Annotated in this window: 22 protein-coding genes and 2 pseudogenes; 17 read left to right on the forward strand and 7 right to left on the reverse strand. The window is 70.2% G+C overall.

Annotated elements, in window-relative coordinates:
• The first annotated feature begins 91 nt into the window (after nucleotides 1–91).
• Nucleotides 92–670, forward strand: coding sequence for a TetR/AcrR family transcriptional regulator (locus ACIO9J_RS37360; RefSeq protein WP_402009425.1), 579 nt, complete (start codon nucleotides 92–94; stop codon nucleotides 668–670).
• Between the two features lie 84 nt (nucleotides 671–754).
• Here ACIO9J_RS37360 and ACIO9J_RS37365 read toward each other — a convergent pair whose 3' ends face one another.
• Together ACIO9J_RS37365 and ACIO9J_RS37370 are read right to left on the reverse strand one after the other, a co-directional pair.
• The gene (locus ACIO9J_RS37365; RefSeq protein ID WP_402009427.1) at nucleotides 755–1,285 is read right to left on the reverse strand and encodes a GNAT family N-acetyltransferase; all 531 of its coding nucleotides are present in this window, start codon (nucleotides 1,283–1,285) and stop codon (nucleotides 755–757) included.
• Nucleotides 1,286–1,333: 48 nt separating this feature from the next.
• Complete coding sequence (locus ACIO9J_RS37370; RefSeq protein ID WP_402009429.1) at nucleotides 1,334–2,197, reverse strand: DUF6597 domain-containing transcriptional factor; 864 nt, start codon at nucleotides 2,195–2,197, stop codon at nucleotides 1,334–1,336.
• Nucleotides 2,198–2,338: 141 nt separating this feature from the next.
• On the opposite strand from ACIO9J_RS37370, the gene ACIO9J_RS37375 reads away from it, so the two are divergent.
• The 3 genes and pseudogenes from ACIO9J_RS37375 (at nucleotide 2,339) to ACIO9J_RS37385 (ending at nucleotide 3,597) form a co-directional block, all read left to right on the forward strand.
• Nucleotides 2,339–2,956, forward strand: coding sequence for a TIGR03086 family metal-binding protein (locus ACIO9J_RS37375; RefSeq protein WP_402009431.1), 618 nt, complete (start codon nucleotides 2,339–2,341; stop codon nucleotides 2,954–2,956).
• Nucleotides 2,957–3,010: 54 nt separating this feature from the next.
• Nucleotides 3,011–3,214, forward strand: a pseudogene (locus ACIO9J_RS37380) (5,10-methylene tetrahydromethanopterin reductase); the annotation flags it as partial.
• The gene (locus ACIO9J_RS37385; protein WP_402009433.1) at nucleotides 3,211–3,597 is read left to right on the forward strand and encodes a hypothetical protein; all 387 of its coding nucleotides are present in this window, start codon (nucleotides 3,211–3,213) and stop codon (nucleotides 3,595–3,597) included. The pseudogene ACIO9J_RS37380 and the gene ACIO9J_RS37385, both read left to right, overlap by 4 nt.
• A 26-nt stretch (nucleotides 3,598–3,623) precedes the next feature.
• Here ACIO9J_RS37385 and ACIO9J_RS37390 read toward each other — a convergent pair whose 3' ends face one another.
• On the reverse strand, nucleotides 3,624–4,226 hold the full coding sequence (locus tag ACIO9J_RS37390) for a hypothetical protein (protein WP_402009435.1): 603 nt from the start codon (nucleotides 4,224–4,226) through the stop codon (nucleotides 3,624–3,626).
• Nucleotides 4,227–4,390: 164 nt separating this feature from the next.
• Here ACIO9J_RS37390 and hemL point away from each other — a divergent pair, with 164 nt between their 5' ends.
• From hemL to ccsB, 7 genes are all read left to right on the forward strand, one after another.
• A complete protein-coding gene (hemL, locus tag ACIO9J_RS37395; RefSeq protein WP_402009437.1) occupies nucleotides 4,391–5,716 on the forward strand; it encodes a glutamate-1-semialdehyde 2,1-aminomutase in 1,326 nt (441 codons plus the stop codon).
• Nucleotides 5,713–6,405: a histidine phosphatase family protein gene (locus ACIO9J_RS37400; RefSeq protein WP_402009439.1), complete on the forward strand. Its 693-nt coding sequence runs from the start codon at nucleotides 5,713–5,715 to the stop codon at nucleotides 6,403–6,405. Before hemL ends, ACIO9J_RS37400 begins: the two co-directional genes overlap by 4 nt.
• A gap of 182 nt (nucleotides 6,406–6,587) precedes the next feature.
• On the forward strand, nucleotides 6,588–7,811 hold the full coding sequence (locus tag ACIO9J_RS37405) for a hypothetical protein (protein ID WP_402009441.1): 1,224 nt from the start codon (nucleotides 6,588–6,590) through the stop codon (nucleotides 7,809–7,811).
• 66 nt (nucleotides 7,812–7,877) lie between these two features.
• The gene (locus tag ACIO9J_RS37410) at nucleotides 7,878–8,528 is read left to right on the forward strand and encodes a TlpA family protein disulfide reductase (protein WP_402009442.1); all 651 of its coding nucleotides are present in this window, start codon (nucleotides 7,878–7,880) and stop codon (nucleotides 8,526–8,528) included.
• Nucleotides 8,528–9,292, forward strand: a complete 765-nt coding sequence (locus ACIO9J_RS37415) for a cytochrome c biogenesis CcdA family protein (RefSeq protein WP_402009444.1) — start codon at nucleotides 8,528–8,530, stop codon at nucleotides 9,290–9,292. Before ACIO9J_RS37410 ends, ACIO9J_RS37415 begins: the two co-directional genes overlap by 1 nt.
• A gap of 3 nt (nucleotides 9,293–9,295) precedes the next feature.
• Nucleotides 9,296–11,041 carry a cytochrome c biogenesis protein ResB gene (locus tag ACIO9J_RS37420; RefSeq protein WP_402009446.1) on the forward strand — a complete coding sequence of 582 codons (1,746 nt, stop codon included), beginning with the start codon at nucleotides 9,296–9,298 and terminating at the stop codon, nucleotides 11,039–11,041.
• On the forward strand, nucleotides 11,038–12,132 hold the full coding sequence (ccsB, locus tag ACIO9J_RS37425; RefSeq protein ID WP_402009448.1) for a c-type cytochrome biogenesis protein CcsB: 1,095 nt from the start codon (nucleotides 11,038–11,040) through the stop codon (nucleotides 12,130–12,132). Before ACIO9J_RS37420 ends, ccsB begins: the two co-directional genes overlap by 4 nt.
• A gap of 49 nt (nucleotides 12,133–12,181) precedes the next feature.
• On the opposite strand, the gene ACIO9J_RS37430 is transcribed toward ccsB, so the two are convergent.
• A complete protein-coding gene (locus ACIO9J_RS37430; RefSeq protein WP_402009450.1) occupies nucleotides 12,182–13,156 on the reverse strand; it encodes an isopenicillin N synthase family dioxygenase in 975 nt (324 codons plus the stop codon).
• Nucleotides 13,157–13,277: 121 nt separating this feature from the next.
• On the opposite strand from ACIO9J_RS37430, the gene ACIO9J_RS37435 reads away from it, so the two are divergent.
• Nucleotides 13,278–14,243 (forward strand): DMT family transporter, encoded by a 966-nt coding sequence (locus ACIO9J_RS37435; RefSeq protein ID WP_402009451.1) that lies wholly within the window; start codon nucleotides 13,278–13,280, stop codon nucleotides 14,241–14,243.
• On the opposite strand, the pseudogene ACIO9J_RS37440 reads toward ACIO9J_RS37435, so the two are convergent.
• Both ACIO9J_RS37440 and ACIO9J_RS37445 read right to left on the reverse strand, forming a co-directional pair.
• Nucleotides 14,146–15,033, reverse strand: a pseudogene (locus ACIO9J_RS37440) (LysR family transcriptional regulator); the annotation flags it as partial. The gene ACIO9J_RS37435 and the pseudogene ACIO9J_RS37440 overlap by 98 nt on opposite strands.
• On the reverse strand, nucleotides 15,033–15,380 hold the full coding sequence (locus ACIO9J_RS37445) for a PLDc N-terminal domain-containing protein (protein ID WP_402009453.1): 348 nt from the start codon (nucleotides 15,378–15,380) through the stop codon (nucleotides 15,033–15,035). The pseudogene ACIO9J_RS37440 and the gene ACIO9J_RS37445, both read right to left, overlap by 1 nt.
• Nucleotides 15,381–15,469: 89 nt before the next feature.
• On the opposite strand from ACIO9J_RS37445, the gene ACIO9J_RS37450 reads away from it, so the two are divergent.
• Genes ACIO9J_RS37450 through ACIO9J_RS37460 form a run of 3 tightly spaced genes read left to right on the forward strand, consistent with a single transcriptional unit; the run spans nucleotide 15,470 to nucleotide 18,556 of the window.
• A complete protein-coding gene (locus ACIO9J_RS37450; RefSeq protein WP_402009455.1) occupies nucleotides 15,470–16,930 on the forward strand; it encodes a menaquinone biosynthesis decarboxylase in 1,461 nt (486 codons plus the stop codon).
• Complete coding sequence (gene mqnP / locus ACIO9J_RS37455) at nucleotides 16,927–17,829, forward strand: menaquinone biosynthesis prenyltransferase MqnP (protein ID WP_055549594.1); 903 nt, start codon at nucleotides 16,927–16,929, stop codon at nucleotides 17,827–17,829. The genes ACIO9J_RS37450 and mqnP overlap by 4 nt, the downstream gene beginning before the upstream one ends.
• Before the next feature lie 25 nt (nucleotides 17,830–17,854).
• Nucleotides 17,855–18,556 (forward strand): UbiX family flavin prenyltransferase, encoded by a 702-nt coding sequence (locus tag ACIO9J_RS37460; RefSeq protein ID WP_402009457.1) that lies wholly within the window; start codon nucleotides 17,855–17,857, stop codon nucleotides 18,554–18,556.
• Here the strand turns inward: ACIO9J_RS37460 and ACIO9J_RS37465 are convergent.
• Nucleotides 18,553–18,681, reverse strand: coding sequence for a hypothetical protein (locus ACIO9J_RS37465; RefSeq protein ID WP_402009783.1), 129 nt, complete (start codon nucleotides 18,679–18,681; stop codon nucleotides 18,553–18,555). The genes ACIO9J_RS37460 and ACIO9J_RS37465 overlap by 4 nt on opposite strands.
• Nucleotides 18,682–18,813: 132 nt before the next feature.
• Here ACIO9J_RS37465 and ACIO9J_RS37470 point away from each other — a divergent pair, with 132 nt between their 5' ends.
• Together ACIO9J_RS37470 and mqnE are read left to right on the forward strand one after the other, a co-directional pair.
• Entirely contained in the window at nucleotides 18,814–19,269 is a 456-nt protein-coding gene (locus tag ACIO9J_RS37470; protein ID WP_055549590.1) for an Lrp/AsnC family transcriptional regulator, read from the forward strand.
• Nucleotides 19,270–19,353: 84 nt separating this feature from the next.
• A complete protein-coding gene (gene mqnE, locus ACIO9J_RS37475) occupies nucleotides 19,354–20,517 on the forward strand; it encodes an aminofutalosine synthase MqnE (protein WP_402009458.1) in 1,164 nt (387 codons plus the stop codon).
• The last annotated feature ends 26 nt before the right edge of the window (nucleotides 20,518–20,543 follow it).

Below are 20,543 nucleotides of genomic sequence, written 5' to 3' on the forward strand. Positions count from 1 at the left end.
GGATCCAGCGCTGCGAATCTAGCGCCGCTAGGTGACGGGTCAACGCTAGACCTATCCGCGCTCGAATGTCTAGCGGTGCTAGCATCGAGTCATGTCGGTACAGGAACGCAAGGAACGCGAACGGGCGAGCCGCGAACGCCTCATCGTGGCGACGGCCCGCGAACTCGCCGAGCAGCAGGGCTGGGACGCGGTCACCACCCGCCGGCTCGCCGAACGCATCGAGTACAGCCAGCCCGTCCTCTACAGCCACTTCCGCGGCAAGCGCGAGATCATCGGCGCCGTTGCCCTCCAAGGCGCCACCGAGATGGCCGTCGCGATGCGGGCGGCGACCGCGGCGGCGGAAGGACCGCGTGAGCGCGTCGCCGCCCTCGCCCGCGCCTACCTGGACTTCGCCGCGCGCCACCCGGCGGTCTACGACGCCATCTTCCAGCTGGACGGCGGCCTCGCCTATGCGCGGGAGGACACCCCCGAGCCCCTCAAGGACGCCTTCGCCGCGCTGCTTGAGACGCTCGGCGAGGTGGCGGGGGAGGGCGTCCACCCCGGCCTGTTCACCGAGGTGTTCTGGGCCGCCCTGCACGGTCAGGCGACCTTGACCCGCGCGGGACGGCTGCCGCCGGAGGACACCGCGGTGCGGGTGGAGGTACTGGTGGACCGGCTCGCGGTTCTCTGACGCGCGGTCCCGGAAGCGGTGAGCGCCGGGCTATGTGGGGTGGGGCAGTGTGAGGCGCCGGTCTCCTCCTCCCGCGCGCGGCGGCTACCCGGAGGTCAGCGAGACGCGCCAGTCGTTGCAGGGGTGCCAGTTGCCCTTCGGGTATTCGATGGACGCCTCGCCGACCAGCGTGAAGCCCGCCTTGCGGCAGACCGCGTTCGACGCCCCGTGCTCCGTCGCGGGGAACGCGTGGAGGGAGGCGTGGCGTCCCGCCGCCCGTGCCTCGGCGACGATCAGGCGTGCCGCCGTCGCCGCCAGGCCCCTGCCCTGGAACGCGGGCAGGACGCCCCAGCCCGTCTCCCAGACCTGTTCGCCCTGCCAGGTCGTCTCCCAGTAGCCGATGGAGCCCGCGACCTCGCCGTCCAGGGTGATGCGGAACATCTGGCCCCGGCCGTCGAGCGCGAGATAGCGGCGGTGCCGGTCCACCACCTTCTCGTGGGTCTCGGGGCCGCCCAAGTGCTCGGTCAGCTCGGGGGTGTTGAGCGCGAGCAGCAGCTCCAGGCCGCCCTCGTCCGACCAGGGGGCCAGTGTCACGGCGGGTGAGGGCGGGTGCGGGATCCGCTGGTGTTCGTCCATGGGGGCACCGTAGAGGGAGGGTCTGACATCGGGCCCCCGCACGGGAGTTCAGTGCGGGGCGTACGCCGTCGGCGGCACTCCCACCGTCGCCGTGAAGTCCCGTACGAGATGTGCCTGGTCGGCGTAGCCCAGCGAGGCGGCGAGGTCGGCCCAGTCGATGGCGTGGGGCGCCGACTCCGCCTGTTCCAGGGCCTCGTGGATCCGATAGCGCAGGATGATCCACTTCGGCCCGACCCCCACGTACGTGGCGAAGAGGCGTTGGAGCGATCTGACCGAGAGGCCCGCCGCTCCCGCGAGCGCGGCCACGCGGCGCACCGAGCGGTCCTCGCGGACGCGGTCGACCAGGGTCATCGCGAGGTCCGCCCGTGGGTCGGGGGCCGGGCAGAGTGCCGTGAGGAACGCGTCGAGCGCCGCCACGCGCGCGTGCTCGTCCTCGGGGGTGACGATCCGCCGTGCCGTCTCGTCGGGGGGAGCGGCCAGGTGCGGGAAGACCTCGGGCAGCGGGCGGCGGTGGCCGGTCAGCGACGCCACCTTCAGGTGCGGTGCGAACGGGCGGAAGCCGCCCGGCCGGAACTGCACCCCGCAGACCCGCCCCCGTCCCGTCAGTTTCTTGGTGAAGAGGCCGAGGCCGATGCCCGCCACTTCGCCGGTGGGCAGGGACGCGGGGGGTTCGGGCGTCTCGAAGACCACGTTCACGGACGGGTGCGGGACCACGTGGGAGGCGTACGGCTCGGGGAGGTCCCAGTCGATCAGCCAGTAGTGCTCCAGGTAGGGGCGCAGCGCCTCGGCGGGTGCGTGGCGGCGGAAACGTACCCGGGAGAGGAGTCCGGCGGCGTCCACGATGCCCCGGGTGTCGCGGCGGGGCGTCCCGGGTGGCGGCGTGTCCATGTCGGGATCGTAGGCCGACTCCATGCCGGGATCGTAGGACGGCGCCGGTGGACGCGCGCGGTGTCGCGTTTCTTCAAGCCGGGGCGGGGGCCGGCTTCGTACCGTTCGGATATGGACACTTCAGGCAGCTCAGACACCTCAGGCAGCTCAGACACCTCAGGCGGCGTGGACGCCACACGCGGCGTGGACGCCGCAGGCGACGCGGACAAGGTCGGTGACCTGATCGCCGTCGCCGCCGCGCGCGCCGTCCCCGTCGTGCACGCGATTCCCGACGGCCGCCTCGGCGCTCCCACGCCGTGCGCCGACTACGACGTACGCGCTCTGGTCAACCATCTCCTCCAGGTCGTCGTGCAGTTCCAGGAGCTCGCCGCCAAGCGCGACTCCGACTTCTCGGCCGTGCCCGACTACGTGGGCGAGGGGAGTGGTGAGTGGCGGGCCCGCTTCGAGGGTGAGGCGGGGCGGCTCGTCGCGGCGTGGGGTGAGCCCGGTGCCGACGAGGGCACCACGGGGGCGATGGACATGCCGGCCGCGACCGTCGGCTGCATGGTGCTGCTCGACCTGACGGTGCACGCCTGGGACCTGGCCCGCGCCACAGGGCAGGAGCTCCCCGCCGTGGACGAGCGCGTGCTGCGGCGGCTGGCGGAGGCCGTCGAGGGGATGGCGCCGATGGCCCGCAAGATGGGCGTCTTCGGGGAGCCGGTGGCCGTGCGGGAGGGCGCTTCGGGGTTCGAGCGGCTGCTGGCGGCCACGGGGCGTGATCCGTACTGGGGGAGTGGGGAGTGACGTAAGCGGCGGGGACGGCGGGGACGGCGGGGGAGCCGTGGCCGGGAATAGAGGGGCTTCCCCTTGAAGACCGTCCTCGAACAGCTCGACATCCTCGGCGAGGATGTCGTCCCCGTGCTGCGCGAGGAGTTCGCCAAGAACCGTCCGGCCGGCGTTCCCGAGGCACCGACGCACGCCCGCCGCGTCGCCGAGGCGCAGGGCCAGAGCCAGGCACGGTCCCAGGCCCAGTCCCCGTCCCAGCAAGGAGTCTCCGCATGAAGCTCGTCGTCGTCCCGGCGGGGCTGAGCGTGCCCTCCTCCACCCGGCTCCTTGCCGACCGGCTGGCCGCGGCGGTGCGGGAGCACGCGGGTACGGGCACGGAGGTGGAGTTCGTCGAACTGCGCGACCTCGCCGTGGAGATCGCCCAGTCCCTCACCACCGGGTTCCCGGGCCCGGCCCTGCGCGCCGTCGTCGTACCCACCGGCGTCTACGCGGCCTCGGAGGACTGGGGTGCGCAGGGGCTCGCGGAGCGGATCGGGCGGGCGGGGGCCGAGCTGGCCGGGATCGTGCGGCCCGCGCGGCCCGCGCGCGAGGAGACCCCGGGCGCCTTCGGGACCGTCGTGCCCTTCGAGGAGCAACTGGCCGCGCTGCGCGGGAAGTAGGGGAGGTCAGGGGCGAGGCGCGGGCCTCAGGGCCAGACCAGGCAGTACGCCTGGTGGCCCGCGTCGTGCAGACGGTGGCTGAAATCCTGCCACTCGTGCAGGAGTTGGTAGACGTTGAACGCGTCACGCGGGCCGCCGCGGTCGGGGACCGTGGACCAGATGAACGCCGCGGCGCCCACCGACTCCTCGCCGATGCCGCGCAGCGGGTCGACGACGGTCATGGGGAGCTTCACCACGGCGTAGTCGGGGTGCAGGACGACCAGTTCCAGCGGGGGGACCCGGTGCAGGGGTATGCCCTCGATGCCGGTGAGGACCATCGCGGCCACCGTCTCCGGCTTGATCTTCGTGAACATGCCGCCCATGCCGAGCTCATCGCCGCCGAGCTCCTCGGGGCGCATCGAGATCGGCACGCGGGCGGCCGTCGCACCGTCCGGGGCGCCGAAGTATTTGTAGGTCACCCCCACCCCGCCACTCCTGCTGCTCGCCCCGTCCCGCCCGGTCCCGCCGGACCCGCTCCGCGCCTGTTCGGGCGTCTGCGCCGGTTCCGCCTCGCGCCGGTGTTTGCCACGCCGGGCACGCCGGGGGCCCAGGCCGTCGGTCCCCTCGCCCAGTCCGCCACCGCGATGCATATCTCCACCCGACTGCTTTGCCAGGGCGGCACGGCCCTGTCTTTTCTAGGCCCCGCGGACCCCGCCACGCAACCCGATCATCGTGTCAGTGACCTCCCCCACGGTCACCCGCTAAAACGTGGGGTGAAACACCTGTCCGCAGGATCTCCGAACCCTCTGACACCATGGCTCGTGTGAGCTTCCCGTATAGCGCCCCAGTTTCGCAGACTCTTTTCGACCGTGCGGCGGCCGTGACGCCCGGCGGTGTGAACTCTCCCGTGCGCGCGTTCCGCGCTGTGGGTGGTACGCCCCGTTTCATGGTGTCCGGTACCGGTCCGTACCTGACCGACGCCGACGGCCGCGAGTACGTCGACCTCGTGTGCTCGTGGGGTCCGATGATCCTCGGCCACGCGCACCCCGAGGTGACGGCCGCCGTGCAGGAGGCCGTCGCGCGCGGCACCTCCTTCGGTACGCCGGGCGAGGGCGAGGTCGCCCTCGCCGAGGAGATCGTGGCCCGCGTCGCCCCCGTCGAGCAGGTGCGGCTCGTCTCCAGCGGCACCGAGGCGACCATGTCGGCCATCCGTCTGGCGCGCGGTTTCACCGGCCGCGCCAAGGTGGTCAAGTTCGCCGGCTGCTACCACGGCCACGTCGACGCCCTGCTGGCCGCCGCCGGTTCGGGCGTGGCCACCCTCGGCCTGCCCGACACCCCCGGGGTGACCGGTGCGCAGGCGGGCGACACCATCGTCGTGCCGTACAACGACCTGGACGCCGTGCGCGCCGCGTTCGCCGCGAACGCCGGGCAGATCGCCTGTGTGATCACCGAGGCCTCGCCGGGCAACATGGGCGTCGTGCCGCCGCGCGAGGGCTTCAACCAGGCCCTCGCCGACCTCTGCAGGGAGAACGGCGCGCTCTACATCTCCGACGAGGTGATGACCGGCTTCCGTACGTCGAAGGCGGGCTGGTTCGGCGTCGACGGCGTCACGCCCGACCTGATGACCTTCGGCAAGGTCATGGGCGGCGGCTTCCCCGCCGCGGCGTTCGGCGGCCGCGCCGACGTCATGGCGCACCTGGCCCCCGCCGGTCCGGTCTACCAGGCGGGCACGCTCTCCGGTAACCCGGTCGCCACGGCCGCGGGCCTCGCCCAGCTGCGGCTCCTGGACGACGCCGCGTACGAGAAGATCGACGCCGTCTCCGCGCGGGTGCGCGCCCTGGTGTCGGACGCGCTGAGCAAGGAGGGCGTCGCGCACCGGGTGCAGAACGCCTCCAACATGTTCTCCGTCTTCTTCACCGACGCGGAGGTCCGTGACTACGACGGGGCGAAGGCGCAGGAGTCCTTCCGCTACACCCCGTTCTTCCACTCGATGCTGTCGCAGGGCGTCTATCTGCCGCCCTCGTCCTTCGAGTCCTGGTTCGTGTCCACCGCCCTCGACGAGCGGGCGATCGAGCGGATCGCCGCCGCCCTGCCGGGTGCCGCGCGCGCTGCCGCGGAAGCAACGGAGGCCACCGCATGACCGGCACGGCAGCGGGCGACGAGCTGACCGTCGTCCACCTGATGCGCCACGGCGAGGTGCACAACCCCGAAGGCATCCTCTACGGGCGCCTGCCCGACTACCACCTGTCCGAGCTGGGCCGGCGGATGGCCGACCGGGTCGCCGAGCACCTCGCCCAGCGCGACGTCACGCACGTGGTGGCGTCCCCGCTGGACCGCGCCCAGGAGACGGCCACGCCGATCGCCAAGGTGCACGGTCTCGACCTGGCCACGGACGGGCGGCTCATCGAGGCGGGCAACGTCTTCGAGGGCAAGACCTTCGGCGTCGGCGACGGCGCGCTGAAGAACCCGGACAACTGGAAGCACCTCGTCAACCCGTTCAAGCCCTCCTGGGGCGAGCCGTACATCGAGCAGGTCGTGCGGATGATGGGCGCCCTGGACGCGGCGAAGGACGCGGCGCGCGGGCACGAGGCGGTCTGCGTCAGCCACCAGCTGCCGATCTGGATCGTGCGCAGCTTCGTGGAGAAGCGGCGGCTGTGGCACGACCCGCGCAAGCGGCAGTGCACGCTCGCTTCGCTGACGACGTTCACCTACCGCGGCGACAAGATCGTTTCGGTGGGATACACCGAACCCGCGCGGGATCTCGTGCCCGCGCACCTTCTCGCGGGCGCCAAGCCGGTGAAGGGGAAGGCCAAGGCGTTCGGCGCCTGAAATTCCCTGGGAGATCGACGTCGAGTAATCGCGTCGCGACTGTAGGTCCCTTCAAGGCAAAAGCACCATAAATATGTGCGACTTGTCGGAACCCTCGTGTTCGTCGCGCCCTCTAAGTGGTTGTCCGTCTTGCATGGCAGATACAGCAGGCACGGACCCAGGGCGCGACGAATGGGGATGGAATGCGCGACATCAGCCGCAGGGGAATGATGGGGCTCGGCGCCGGTGCGGTGGCCGCGCTCGGACTTGCGGGCTGCGGAAGCGGAAGCAACTCCGGCGGTTCGGGAAAGGGCAAGGACGGGCAGGCGGGTGCGGAAAAGCACCCCGCGAAGCCGATCGGTGACGGTTCGACCGCCTACACCGGAAAGCAGCCCAATCAGCCCGGCAAGCCCGTGCCGTTGCAGCCGGGCGAGACGCCCCCTCAGTTCGTGATCTTCTCCTGGGACGGTGCGGGCGAGGTCGGCAACGGTCTCTTCCCGCGCTTTTTGAAGCTCGCCGAGGAACACGACGCACGCATGACGTTCTTCCTCTCGGGGCTTTATCTGCTTCCCGAATCGAAGAAGCGCATGTACCGGCCGCCGAACAACGCGGTCGGCGCCTCCGACATCGGCTATCTCACCGACGGTCACGTCAAGGAGACGCTGAAGTACGTCCGGCAGGCCTGGCTCGACGGCCATGAAATCGGCACGCACTTCAACGGGCACTTCTGCGCGGGAACCGGATCGGTCGCCAACTGGACGTCCGCGCAGTGGCAGGACGAGATCGACCAGGCCAAGTCCTTTGTGACGAAGTGGCGTACGAACACCGGCTGGACCGATCTGCCGTCGCTGCCCTTCGACTACGAGAAGGAACTCGTCGGCGGCCGCACCCCCTGTCTGCTCGGCCAGAACAATCTGCTGCCGACGGCCAAGAAGCTCGGCTGGCGCTACGACGCGTCCTCGCCCGGCGGCCGGCAGCGCTGGCCCGAGAAGAAGATGGGCGTCTGGGACCTGCCGTTGCAGGCCATGCCCTTCCCCGGGCACTCCTTCGAGGTCCTCTCGATGGACTACAACATCCTCGCCAACCAGTCGCAGAACTCCACGAAGGCACCGGCCCACAACTACCCGGGCTGGCGCAAGCAGGCCACCGAGTCCTACATCGCCGGATTCAAGCGGGCCTACGAGTCCAACCGCGCGCCGTTCTTCATCGGCAACCACTTCGAGGAGTGGAACGGCGGCATCTACATGGATGCCGTGGAGGCCGCCCTGAAGCACATCGCGGGCAAGAAGGACGTCCGCCTGGTCTCCTTCAAGCAGTTCGTGGACTGGCTGGACGTGCAGGACCCCAAGGTGCTGCGCGACCTTCAGGGACTCGAAGTCGGCCAGGCGCCCTCCGGTGGCTGGAAGGGGCTCGGAAAGGCCGCCTGAAATGGGACTTTCCGCAACCCCGGGGGGTGCGGAAGATCCCCGAAACGGGCATGCGAAACTTTTCACATGAGTGCCGCCTGCCGCGCCCCCCAGACCGCGAACCGCAGCCGTAGCCGCCGCCCCGGCGGCCGCCGCGGCCGAGCGGTCCTCTTCGCCGCCGGGGCCGCGGCCGGAGCCCTGGCCCTCACGGCCTGCGGTTCGGGCGGCACGTCGGGCGGCTCGGGCAACACCAACTTCGTGGCCGGATCGGACGGCATCGCCACCGCCGCGAAGGCGGACCGCAAGCCACTGCCCGAACTCGACGGCGAGACCCTCGAAGGCAAGCACCTCAACCTCACCGACGCGTACAAGGGCAAGGTCCTCGTCATCAACGTCTGGGGATCCTGGTGCGCGCCGTGCCGGGCCGAGGCGCCGAACTTCGTGAAGGTCGCCGCCGACACCAAGGCCAAGGGCGTCGAGTTCGTCGGCATCAACACCCGTGACCCCGAGCGCGGCCCGGCGATCGAGTTCGAGAAGGCTCACAAGATCACCTACCCGAGCCTGCACGACTCGACGGGCAAGCTGCTCCTGCGCTTCCCACAGGGCTCGATGAACCCGAACTTCATCCCCTCGACGCTCGTCGTCGACCGGGACGGCAAGATCGCGGCCCGTTCGCAGCAGCCGCTGAACGAAGAGAAGCTGCGCAAGATGATCGACCCCGTGCTCGCGGAGAAGTGATGTCCACCCTCGCGGCCATCACGGGCCCGAACCAGACCGTCATGAGCGGGGCGCTGCTCCTGGCCGTGCCGGTCGCCGTACTCGGCGGGCTCGTCTCCTTCTTCTCCCCGTGCGTCCTGCCGCTCGTGCCCGGCTATCTGTCGTACGTCACCGGGGTCGGCGGCCAGGACCTGGCGGAGGCCCGGCGCGGCAGGATGGCCGCGGGAGCCGGTCTCTTCGTGGCCGGGTTCACGGTGGTCTTCGTCTCGGCGACCGTCTTCTTCGGGGCCATCGGGCGCACCCTGAAGGAACACCAGGGCACCATCAACACCGTGCTCGGCGCGGTGATGATCGTGCTCGGCGTCTTCTTCATGGGCCTGATGCCCTGGCTGACCCAGCGCGAGTTCCGCTTCCACAAGCGGCCCGCGATCGGTCTCGCGGGCGCCCCGATAGTGGGTGCCCTCTTCGCCGTCGGCTGGACGCCGTGCATCGGCCCGACGCTCGCCTCCGTCCTCGCCCTCGCCGCCGACGGGGCCAACCCGCAGCGCGGTGCCATCCTGGGGGTCGCCTACTCCCTGGGGCTCGGCATCCCGTTCATCCTCGCGGCCGTCGCCTTCCGCAAGGCGCTCGGCGCCTTCGGCTGGATCAAGCGGCACTACGCGTGGGTGATGCGCGTCGGCGGCATCATGATGATCGCGACCGGCCTGCTGCTCGTCACCGGAGTGTGGGACAGCATGATCCAGCAGATGCAGGTCTGGTCAAACGGCTACACGGTGGGGATCTGATCCATGAGCAAGACCGAAGTCCCCGAGGAACAGAGCGAGCAGAACGACCTCGGCGCGGCGGGCGCACAGCTGTCCACCGCACCCAAGGAGGACGCGCCGAACCTCCCGGCGCTCGGCGTCATCGGCTGGCTGCGCTGGTTCTGGCGGCAGCTCACCTCGATGCGGGTCGCGCTGATCCTGCTCCTGCTGCTCTCCCTGGGCGCGATCCCCGGCTCGCTGATCCCGCAGAGCAACGTCGACGAGCTCAAGGTCCAGGACTTCATGGACCGGCACACCACGCTCGGCCCGCTCTACGACAAGCTGCAGCTCTTCGACGTCTACAGCTCGGTGTGGTTCTCCGCGATCTACATCCTGCTGTTCGTCTCCCTCATCGGCTGCATCGTGCCCCGCACCTGGCAGTTCGTCGGCCAGCTGCGCGGCCGCCCGCCGGGCGCTCCCAGGAAGCTGACGCGGCTGCCCGCGTACGCGACGTGGCGCACCGACGCCGAGCCCGAGCAGGTGCACGCCACCGCGCTCGCGCTCCTCAAGGAGCGCCGCTTCCGCGTGCACACCGCGGGCTCGGACTCCGGCTCCGGCGCGGGCACCTCGGTCGCCGCGGAGAAGGGCTACCTGCGCGAGGCGGGCAACCTGCTCTTCCACGTCGCGCTGATCGTGATGCTGATCGCCTTCGCCGCCGGACAGCTCTTCAAGTCCGAGGGCGGCAAGCTGATCATGGAGGGCGACGGCTTCGCCAACACGCTCTCGCAGTACGACGACTTCAAGTCCGGCAGCCTCTTCGACTCGGACGAACTCGCGCCCTTCAGCTTCAAGCTCGACGACTTCGAGGGGACGTACCAGAAGTCCGGCCCCAACCGCGGCACGCCGCGCACCTACCGGGCCAACGTCACCTACTCCGAGGGCGCCCACGGGGCCGAGAAGAAGAAGGCCATCGAGGTCAACAAGCCCCTTGAGGTCGACGGCTCGAAGGTCTACCTCATCGGTCACGGCTACGCCCCCACCGTCACGGTCCGCGACGCCAAGGGCAAGACCGTCTACCGGGCCTCCGTGCCGCTGCTGCCCATCGACCAGAACGGCACCGCGACCGGCGCCATCAAGGTCCTGGACGGCTACAAGAACAAGAGCGGCAAGAAGGAGCAGCTCGGCTTCAACGCCTTCTTCGTCCCGACGTTCGCGGGCGAGGGCAAGGGCCAGATGTTCTCGCAGTTCCCCGCCCCCGACTTCCCGGTGCTCGCGCTCTCCGCGTACCACGGCAGCCTGGGCGTCGACTCCGGCGTCCCGCAGAACGTGTACCAGCTGGACACCCGGAAGATGACCAAGTTCAAGGACGCCCAGGGCGAGCTGTTCAAGAAGCGGCTGCTGCCCGGCGAGACCATGAAGCTGCCCGACGGCGAGGGCTCCATCACCTTCGAGAAGGGCATGAAGGAGTGGGCGACCTTCCAGATCTCGCAGCAGCCCGGCTCCGGCTGGGCGCTCGGTGCCGCGATCGCCGCCATCGCGGGCCTCGCGGGATCCCTGTTCATCCAGCGCCGCCGCGTCTGGGTGCGGGCGGTGCGGGGCGCCGACGGCGTGACCGTCGTGGAGATGGCGGGCCTGGGCCGCAGCGAGTCCGCCAAGGTCCCCGAGGAACTGTCCGAGCTCGCCGCCCTGCTGCACGAGAAGGCGCCGAGCGCGCCCGCACCCGACCCGGAAGCCTCTTCGGCCTCCGACTCCGACCCCGATGTTGTTCCTGCCGAAGGGGCTGAGAAGTGAATCTCGCCACCACCCTGGCCGCCGAACCCAACGAGAACCTCGCGCACATCAGCAATGTGCTGATCTACTCCGCGATGGCCGTCTACCTCCTGGCCTTCTTCGCGCACATGGCGGAGTGGCTGTTCGGCAGCCGCAGCAAGGTCGCCCGCACCGCCGCCGCGCTCACCCCGGGCACGACGGCCGCCGCCGAGGCGCCCGCCGTCACCGCCAAGGCCAAGGGCGGCACCGCCACCCTGGAACGGCCGCAGGTCGTCACCCGGTCCGTCGCCGGTTCGCGTGACGTGCCCGACGGGCCCGGCGCCGCCGCGGGCGACGAGAAGGGCGACCTCTACGGCCGCATCGCGGTGTCCCTCACCGTCCTCGCGTTCCTCCTGGAGTTCGGCGGTGTGCTCACCCGCGCCCTGTCGGTGCAGCGGGCGCCGTGGGGCAACATGTACGAGTTCAGCATCACCTTCTCCACGGTCGCCGTCGCCGTGTACCTGGTGCTGATGGCGCTGAAGAAGAACATCGCCTGGCTCGGCCTCCCGCTGGTCACCACGGTCCTGCTCGACCTCGGTCTCGCGGTCACCGTCCTGTACACCGCCAGCGACCAGCTGGTCCCCGCCCTGCACTCGTACTGGCTGTGGATCCACGTCTCCACCGCGATCTTCTGCGGCGCGGTCTTCTACGTCGGGTTCGTCGCGACGCTGCTCTACCTCTTCCGCGACAGCTACGAGTCCAAGCTGCTCCGCGGCGGGCAGCCCGGCAAGTTCGCCACCTCCGTCATGGAGCGGCTCCCCTCGGCGGCCTCGCTCGACAAGTTCTCCTACCGCGTGAACGCGGCCGTCTTCCCGCTGTGGACGTTCACGATCATCGCGGGCGCGATCTGGGCGGGCGACGCCTGGGGCCGCTACTGGGGCTGGGACCCCAAGGAGGTCTGGTCGTTCATCACGTGGGTCGCGTTCGCCTGCTACCTGCACGCCCGCGCGACGGCGGGCTGGAAGGGCCGCAAGGCCGCCTACCTGGCGCTGATCGCCTTCGGCTGCTGGCTGTTCAACTACTACGGCGTGAACATCTTCGTGACCGGCAAGCACTCGTACGCCGGGGTCTGACCCCCGCGTACCACCGCCGTCCCGCGAGGCCGGTTCCCGTGGCCTCAGGTCACGGGAACCGGCCTTCGCCGTGCGCGGGGTCCCCGTCGGGCTCCGCCACCGCGATCGCGTCCAGCTGTCCCCGCAGGTACACGTGCGAGTCGACGCCCCTGACGTCCGTGCCCGGGTCGCACTCGTAGAAGTAGACGAGGGACATCAGCTCCTCCGCGGGCTCCTCCGCGGGAGGCGGCAGGACGCGGTGGCGGCCCGACTGCCAGCGGCCGGAGGTCCAACGGGCCATCAGGTCGCCGATGTTGACCGTGAACGCCGCCGCGTCGAACGGGGCGTCCTCCCAGCCGCCCTCGTCCGTGAACACCTGGAGCCCGCCCCGGCCCGCCTGCCGGTCGAGGACCGTGACCGTGCCGAAGTCGGTGTGCGGGCCGATGCGGAACTGCCCCGGCTCCGGCTCGCCCACCGTCTCCCGGCCCGGATACCAGTTGATGTTGAAGCCCCACGTGGGGTGCCCCGTATGGCGGGTGAAGAAGTCCGCGGGCTCGCCGAGCGCGGCGGCGAGCAGTTCGAGCAGACGGTCCGAGAGCGCCCGCATCCGCCGCAGGTACGTCTCGACCAAGGCCCGCAGCTCCGGGGTCTGGTCGGGCCAGGTGTTCGGCGCGAACCACTCGGCGTCCACCGCCGCGTCCCCCGTCGGCTCGTCCGCCGCGAAGGACAGCGACTCCTTGAGGTCGGGCGGCGCGGCCGTGCCCTCCGCGTAGCTGTTGGCCTCGGCCCCAGGACCCAGCCAGCCGCGCTCGCCGACCCGCACCGCGTAGGGCCGCTTCGCGTCGCCCGGCAGATGGAAGAAGGCGCGCGCCGACTCGCGGATCGCGGTGCGCAGAGCGGGCTCGACACCGTGCCCGGTCACCAGGAGGAACCCGGCGGTGCGCAGGGCCTCGTCGACGGTCCGTGCCGTACGCGCGCGGGCCTCGGCATCGCCCGAGAGCCAGGCGGCGAGGTCGACGGCCGGGATGCGGGATGCGCTGCTCATGCCTCCCATCGTGCCCGCGCGAGCCCCCTGTCAGGCCTCATCGACGGGGCCGATCGGCCCATCGGCAGGACGCCCCACCAGCGCGTGGACCAGCACGTACGTCCGCTCGTACGTTCCTGTCATGACCACAAGGAACGCCCTGGAGAACCGGGGCACAGCCCAGCTCACCGCCGCCATGACGCTCTCCGGAACCCTCGGGATCTTCGTCGTCGAATCCGGCGCGAGCGCCTTCAACGTCGTCTTCTTCCGCGTCCTGTTCGGCGCCCTCGCCCTCGGCGGCTACGCCTTCGCCCGCGGCTACTTCCGCGACCACGGACTCACCCTCAAGAAGCTGGGACTCGCCGCGCTCGGCGGCGTGTTCATCGTCTTCAACTGGGTGTTCCTCTTCAAGGCGTACGAGGCCACCTCGATCTCCCTGGCGACCGTCGTCTACCACACCCAGCCGTTCTTCCTCGTGCTGCTCAGCGCCCTCGTGCTGCGCGAACGACTGTCCCGCTCCCAACTGGGCTGGCTGGCCGCCGCGTTCGGGGGACTCCTGCTGGTCTCCGGGGTGCGCCCCGGCGACACCGGTTCCCTCGCGGGCATCGGCCTCGCGCTGCTCGCCGCCGTCCTCTACGCCCTGTCCACGCTGGTCACCAAGCGCGTCACCGGCGTCCGCCCGCACCTCGTCGCCCTGGTCCAAGTCCTCGTCGGCATCCCGCTGTTGCTGCCCTTCACCGACTTCGGCGCGATGCGCGGCACCGGCACGGGATGGGCCTGGCTCGCCGGGCTCGGCGTGATCCACACCGGCCTCATGTACGTCCTGATGTACGCGGCGTACGCCAAGCTGCCCACCGCCAAGATCGCCGTGCTCGCCTTCACCTACCCGGCCGTCGCGATGGTCGCCGACTGGGCGGTCTACGGCCACCACATCGGGCTCGTCCAGGCGCTCGGCGTCCCGCTGATCGTGCTCGCCAGCCTGAAGGTCACCCTCGGCCGGGCGGCGCGGCCTGCTCCCGCACGAGCCGCACGGCCTGCTCCACGAACAGCCGCACCTGCGCGGGAAGGCGCTTCCCCGACCGCCACGCGAGCTGCGTCCACAAGGTGAACGGCGGCTCCCACGGCAGCCGTACGAGCGTGCCGTCCGCCAGCTCGCGCGCGACCGTCACGGCGGGCAGCAGCGCCACACCGAGTCCGCCCGCCGCCCCCTGCTTCGTCGCCTCGATCGTGCCGAACTCCATGAAGGAGACCCCGTGCGGAGAAACCGAACCGAGCTCCTGCTCGAACAGGTCCCGGTAGGCACAGCCCGGTTCGGTCGCGAGCAGCGCCGCGTCGAGGAGCCCGGCCGTCGTCACCACGGCGTCCTCGGCGGCCAGCGGGTGTCCGGGCGCGGCGACCAGGGCGAGCGGCTCGGCGCCGAGCACCTCGGTCTCCAGGCCAGCGTGTTCACGCTCGCGCTCCATGAGGAAGCCCACGTCGTAGGTGCCCTGGCGCAGCGCCTCCTTGGTGGCGTCACCGATCGTCGTACGCAGCGAGAGCCGTACGCCGGGGTAGCGGTGGTGGAAGAGTTCGAGGAGCGGCGGGAGCCGGTAGGAGGTCAGCGACTCCATGGTGCCGACCGTGATCGCGCCGGACGGTTCGCCGGCGCCGACGACCGCGGCGCGTGCCTCGTCGGCGAGTTCGATGAGCCGGCGGGCGTAGGGCAGCAGCCGCTCGCCCGCCTCGGTCAGCCGGATGCGGCTGCCGAGCCGGTCGAAGAGCTCGGTGTCGAGGGACGTCTCCAGGGCGCGGATCTGGCTGGTCACGCTGGACTGGGCGTACTTCAGCTCGGTGGCGGCGCGGGTGAAGCTGAGGACGGTGGCGACCTTCTCGAACGTCACGAGCAGCCGGAGCTCCATCAGCTCTCGCTGCCCCGGTCGCGCTTCTTCCCGCCGTCACCGTCGTTGTCGTCGTCGCCCTTGTCGGGGCGCTCGTCCCTGAGGGACTTCAGGAACTCGGGGTTGTCGTCGGGCGCCACCCACTGGGTACGTCCCCTTCCGGCGGCGCCCGCGCCGGGCGCCCGGCGCTTCTTGCCCGTGACGAACCAGGCGATCGGGCCGAGCAGCACCTCGCCGAAGAGCAGCACGAGGATGACCCACACCACCTTGGGGAAGTGCCTGACTTCCTTCTCCGGGGTGTTCAGGACATCGATGAAGGCATAGATCCACACCGCCAGGACCAGCAGGAACGGCAGATACCTGAGCATGGTGGTGCGATCCCCCAAGCGGTGGCGGCAAGAGGCGTGCGAGCCCCCGGTGACGGGGCCAGGGTAGCCGGTGCCGGATACTGGAACGCATGGCTTATGACGATCTTCGCTCCCTGCTCCGGGCACTGGAGCGCGAGGGCGATCTCAAGCGCATCAAGGCCGAGGTCGACCCTTACCTGGAGGTCGGCGAGATCACCGACCGCGTCCAGAAGGCCGGCGGCCCCGCGCTCCTGTTCGAGAACGTGCGCGGCTCGGCGATGCCCCTCGCGATGAACGTGTACGGCACGGACCGGCGCCTGCTCAAGGCGCTCGGACTGAAGTCGTACGGCGAGATCAGCGAGAAGATCGGCGGCCTGCTCAAGCCGGAGCTGCCGCACGGCTTCGTCGGGGTGCGCGAGGCGTTCGGGAAGCTCGGCGCGATGACGCACGTACCGCCGAAGAAGGTGAAGTCCGACAGCGCGCCCGTCCAGGAGGTCGTCCTCACCGGCGACGACGTGGACCTGGAGCAGCTGCCCGCGCTCTTCACCTGGCCCGAGGACGGCGGCTCGTTCTTCAACCTGGGCCTGACCCACACCAAGGACCCGGACTCCGGGGTGCGCAACCTCGGCCTGTACCGCCTCCAGCGCCACGACAAGCGCACCATCGGCATGCACTGGCAGATCCACAAGGACAGCCGCAACCACTACCAGGTGGCCGCGCGCAGGGGCGAGAAGCTGCCCGTCGCGATCGCCTTCGGCTGCCCGCCCGCCGTGACGTACGCCTCGACGGCGCCGCTGCCCGGCGACATGGACGAGTACATGCTGGCCGGGTTCATCCAGGGCAAGCGCGTCGAGATGGTCGACTGCAAGACGGTGCCGCTCCAGGTGCCCGCGCACGCCGAGGTCGTCATCGAGGGCTGGCTGGAGCCGGGCGAGATGCTCCCGGAGGGTCCCTTCGGCGACCACACGGGCTTCTACACGCCGCAGGAACCGTTCCCCGCGCTGAAGATCGACTGCGTGACGATGCGGCGGCGGCCGCTGCTCCAGTCGATCGTGGTGGGCCGCCCGCCGACGGAGGACGGCCCGCTGGGCCGCGCGACGGAGAGGTTCTTCCTCCCGCTCCTCAAGGTGATCGTCCCGGACATCGTCGACTACCACCTGCCGGAGTCGGGCGGCTTCCACAACTGTGCGATCGTCTCGATCGACAAGAAGTACCCGAAGCACGCGCAGAAGGTGATGCACGCCATCTGGGGCGCGCACATGATGTCCCTGACGAAGCTGATCATCGTGGTGGACAAGGACTGCGACGTGCACAACCTGCACGAGGTGTCCTGGCGCGCGCTCGGCAACACCGACTACGCGCGCGACCTGACCGTCGTGGAGGGCCCGGTCGACCACCTCGACCACGCCTCCTACCAGCAGTTCTGGGGCGGCAAGGCGGGCATCGACGCGACGAGGAAGCTGCCCGAAGAGGGCTACGTACGGGACGGCGGCTGGCCGAACATGGTCGAGTCCGACCCGGACACGGCGGCGAAGGTCGACCGCCGCTGGAAGGAGTACGGACTCTCGTGAGTTCAGCATCAGCCGCGATCCCGCAGCCGGGGCGCACCAAGGCCTTCCTGCGCCTCGTGATGATCGAGCACTCGGTCTTCGCGCTGCCCTTCGCGTACATCGCCGCGCTCACCGCCATGTTCCAGCTGGACGAGAACATCCACTGGGGGCGGCTGCTCCTGGTCACCATCTGCATGGTGGGGCTGCGGACGTTCGCGATGGCGGCGAACCGGATCATCGACCGCGAGATCGACGCCCGTAACCCGAGGACGGCCCACCGCGAGCTCGTCACGGGCGCGGTGTCGGTGAAGTCCGCGTGGACCGGCGCGCTGATCGCGCTGGTCATCTTCCTCGGCTCGGCCGCGCTGCTCAATCCGCTGTGCCTGGCGCTCGCGCCGGTCGCGGTGGTCCCGATGGTCGTCTATCCGTACGGCAAGCGGTTCACGAACTTCCCGCAGGCGATCCTCGGCATCGCGCAGGCGATGGGCCCGGTCGGCGCGTGGATCGCGATCACCGGCGAGTGGTCGGGGCAGGCGGTGATCCTCGGGCTCGCGGTCGGTGTCTGGATCGGCGGCTTCGACCTGATCTACGCCTGCCAGGACGTGGAGACGGACCGCGAGGTCGGCGTGATGTCGGTGCCCGCGCGGTTCGGCATCCCGGCCTCCATCTGGGGCGCGCGCGCCTGCCACCTGGTGACCACGGCGCTGCTCGTCTGGTACGCCGCGGCCAGCGACGCGGGCGGGTTCTTCTGGTTCGGGCTCGCGATCGTCGCGGGTGCCTTCGTGTACGAGCACTCGATCGTGAAGCCGAACGACCTGTCCCGGCTGAACCGCGCCTTCTTCCAGGTGAACGGTTTCATCGGAATCGCCCTGTTCGTCTGTGCGCTGCTCGATCTGCTCGTACGCGGGCTCACCGTCTGAACGGCCCGGGGATAGGCTTCACAGCGTGAACCCAGGAGATACGCAGCGTAGGCCTTGGATCGTGGGGGTGTCGGGCGCCTCGGGTACCCCGTACGCCGCTGCCGCGCTGCGTGCGCTGCTCGCGGCGGGGGAGAGCGTGGACCTCGTGGTCTCGCGCGCCTCACGGCTCACGCTGCTCGACGAGACCGGCATCTCCTTCCGGGACGCGCACTGGCGCGAGGACCTGGCGGCCTGGCTCTCGCGCGGCGCGGACGGGAAGCCGGGCACGTTCGACGTGCGGCCGGAGTCCCTGGACGGGGTGCGGTACTGGGCCGCCGGTGATCTGGCGGCGGGGCCCTCTTCGGGGTCGTACGCGACGAAGGGGATGCTGATCGTCCCGGCGTCCACGGCGTGCGTGGCCGGGGTGGCGCTCGGACTCTCGAAGGATCTGCTCCAGCGGTCGGCGAGCGTGACGCTCAAGGAAGGCCGACGGCTCGTGGTCTGCGTACGCGAGACGCCGCTGAACGGGCAGACGCTGAAGCACTTGGTGAGCCTGGACGAGGCGGGCGCGATCGTGCTGCCCGCCTCTCCGGCGTTCTACGCGGGGGCGACGCACATCCAGGATCTGGTGGACTTCGTCGCCGGGCGGGTGCTCGACGCGGCAGGGGTGCCGCACGGCCTGTACCGCCGATGGGAGGGCGAGCTCGGCTCCGGATCCGGAGGCGGCTCGGGCTCCCGGGGGGATTAGCGCTTCTTGGCGGCGCGCTTCCTGAGGGCGCCGGCCTTGCGCGCGGTGGGCTGGTGGGCACGCGAGCGGTTGGCCAGGTCCTGAAGCTCGCGCATGCGGGCGTAGGCCATCTCGATCGAGTACACGGTGACACGCTCCTGAAGGATCGTCGTTGATCGGCTGAGATTGTGAAAGATTCGCAGGGCCGAAACCCTGTTACGCCTTAGATTCTACACATAGACTCGCGGTATCGCTGAATAATGAAAGGCATCGCACCTATGGACGCCGTGGACAGGCAGCTCATCCAGGCCCTGCGGGAGAACGGCCGGGCCTCGTACGCCGAACTCGGGCGGCTCGTGGGCCTCTCAGGGCCCAGCGTCACGGACCGGATCAACCGCCTCGAAGCGGCCGGAGTCATCACCGGTTACCGCGCGACCGTCGACTCCGCGTCGCTCGGTCTCGGCGTCATCGCCCTCATCGGCATCTCGCTCTCCGACGCCGCCGACCACGAGGACGTGGCCCGGCGCCTGAAGGACCTGCACGAGATCGAGGACTGCTGGTTCATCGCGGGCGACGACTCGTACATGCTCAAGGTCAGGGCCAGCGACGTGGACGGCCTGGAGAAGACGATCCGCCGGCTCAGCGGCACCCGCGGGGTCTCCCGTACGCGCACCACGATCGTGCTCTCGACCAAGTGGGAGAACCGGGTCGGGGAGCTTCCCGAAGAGGTGTAGGGCGCACCGCCCGCCCGGTGGGCGGGGGAGTACCGTTGGCCGGAGTTTTGTGGCAGGCCGCAGGTGAGAGGTAAGGGCGAAGGCATGGACGCAGGGCTCAAGCGCGAACTTGAGGAGAAGGTCCGGGCCGGAGAGCGGCTGTCCCGTGAGGACGGCATCGCGCTCTACGAGTCGGACGACCTGGCCTGGCTCGGCGGCCTCGCCCACGAGGTGCGCACGCGCAAGAACGGCGACGTCGTGCACTTCAACGTCAACCGTCACCTCAACATGACGAACGTGTGCACCGCGTCCTGCGCGTACTGCTCGTTCCAGCGCAAGCCGGGCGAGAAGGACGCGTACACGATGCGCATCGAGGAGGCCGTCCGTCTCGCCAAGGCGATGGAGGGCGAGAACCTCACCGAGCTGCACATCGTCAACGGCCTGCACCCCAACCTGCCGTGGCGCTACTACCCGCGCTCGCTCAGCGAGTTGAAGAAGGCGCTGCCGAACGTCTCCCTGAAGGCCTTCACGGCCACCGAGATCCACCACTTCGAGACGATCTCCGGCATGTCGGCGTCCGACATCCTGGACGAACTGATCGAGGCGGGCCTGGAGTCGCTCACCGGCGGCGGCGCGGAGATCTTCGACTGGGAGGTGCGGCAGCACATCGTCGACCACCGCACCCACTGGGAGGACTGGTCGCGCATCCACCGGCTCGCGCACGAGAAGGGTCTGAAGACCCCGTGCACGATGCTGTACGGCCACATCGAGGAGCCCAGGCACCGGGTCGACCACGTGCTGCGGCTGCGTGAACTCCAGGACGAGACCGGCGGGTTCCAGGTCTTCATCCCGCTGCGCTACCAGCACGACTTCGTGGACATGCAGGACGGCAAGGTCCGCAACAAGCTCCAGGCGCGCACCACCATGGCGTCCGGCGCCGAGGCCCTGAAGACCTTCGCGGTCTCGCGCCTCCTCTTCGACAACGTCCCGCACGTCAAGGTCTTCTGGGTCATGCACGGCCTGCAGACCACGCAGCTCGCGCTCCAGCACGGCGCGGACGACATGGACGGCTCGGTCGTCGAGTACAAGATCACGCACGACGCGGACAACTTCGGTACGCCGAACAAGCTGACGCGGGACGACCTGCTCGACCTCATCCGCGAGGCGGGCTTCCGTCCCGTCGAGCGCAACACCCGTTACGAGTCGATCCGTGAGTACGAGGGCCCGGACCTCGCGCTGCGGGAGACGCCGCAGGCGATGCGGGTCTGACCCCGCCCGTCGCGCGCGACCTTCGG

The sequence above is a fragment of the Streptomyces sp. NPDC087300 genome (assembly GCF_044744425.1).
Classification (GTDB): Bacteria; Actinomycetota; Actinomycetes; order Streptomycetales; family Streptomycetaceae; genus Streptomyces.

Coding starts and splice junctions, on each gene's coding strand:
- ACIO9J_RS37370 (WP_402009429.1), bottom strand. CDS start 2,197: ATGGAGTCGGCCTACGATCCCGACATGGACACGCCGCCACCCGGGACG.
- ACIO9J_RS37385 (WP_402009433.1), top strand. CDS start 3,211: ATGAAGCTCGTCGTCGTCCCGGCGGGGCTGAGCGTGCCCTCCTCCACC.
- ACIO9J_RS37435 (WP_402009451.1), top strand. CDS start 13,278: ATGACCACAAGGAACGCCCTGGAGAACCGGGGCACAGCCCAGCTCACC.
- ACIO9J_RS37420 (WP_402009446.1), top strand. CDS start 9,296: ATGAGCAAGACCGAAGTCCCCGAGGAACAGAGCGAGCAGAACGACCTC.
- ACIO9J_RS37450 (WP_402009455.1), top strand. CDS start 15,470: ATGGCTTATGACGATCTTCGCTCCCTGCTCCGGGCACTGGAGCGCGAG.
- ACIO9J_RS37470 (WP_055549590.1), top strand. CDS start 18,814: ATGGACGCCGTGGACAGGCAGCTCATCCAGGCCCTGCGGGAGAACGGC.
- ACIO9J_RS37365 (WP_402009427.1), bottom strand. CDS start 1,285: ATGGACGAACACCAGCGGATCCCGCACCCGCCCTCACCCGCCGTGACA.
- mqnE (WP_402009458.1), top strand. CDS start 19,354: ATGGACGCAGGGCTCAAGCGCGAACTTGAGGAGAAGGTCCGGGCCGGA.
- ACIO9J_RS37445 (WP_402009453.1), bottom strand. CDS start 15,380: ATGCTCAGGTATCTGCCGTTCCTGCTGGTCCTGGCGGTGTGGATCTAT.
- ACIO9J_RS37390 (WP_402009435.1), bottom strand. CDS start 4,226: ATGCATCGCGGTGGCGGACTGGGCGAGGGGACCGACGGCCTGGGCCCC.
- hemL (WP_402009437.1), top strand. CDS start 4,391: ATGGCTCGTGTGAGCTTCCCGTATAGCGCCCCAGTTTCGCAGACTCTT.
- ACIO9J_RS37405 (WP_402009441.1), top strand. CDS start 6,588: ATGCGCGACATCAGCCGCAGGGGAATGATGGGGCTCGGCGCCGGTGCG.
- ACIO9J_RS37360 (WP_402009425.1), top strand. CDS start 92: ATGTCGGTACAGGAACGCAAGGAACGCGAACGGGCGAGCCGCGAACGC.
- ACIO9J_RS37415 (WP_402009444.1), top strand. CDS start 8,528: ATGTCCACCCTCGCGGCCATCACGGGCCCGAACCAGACCGTCATGAGC.
- ACIO9J_RS37410 (WP_402009442.1), top strand. CDS start 7,878: ATGAGTGCCGCCTGCCGCGCCCCCCAGACCGCGAACCGCAGCCGTAGC.
- ACIO9J_RS37430 (WP_402009450.1), bottom strand. CDS start 13,156: ATGAGCAGCGCATCCCGCATCCCGGCCGTCGACCTCGCCGCCTGGCTC.
- ACIO9J_RS37400 (WP_402009439.1), top strand. CDS start 5,713: ATGACCGGCACGGCAGCGGGCGACGAGCTGACCGTCGTCCACCTGATG.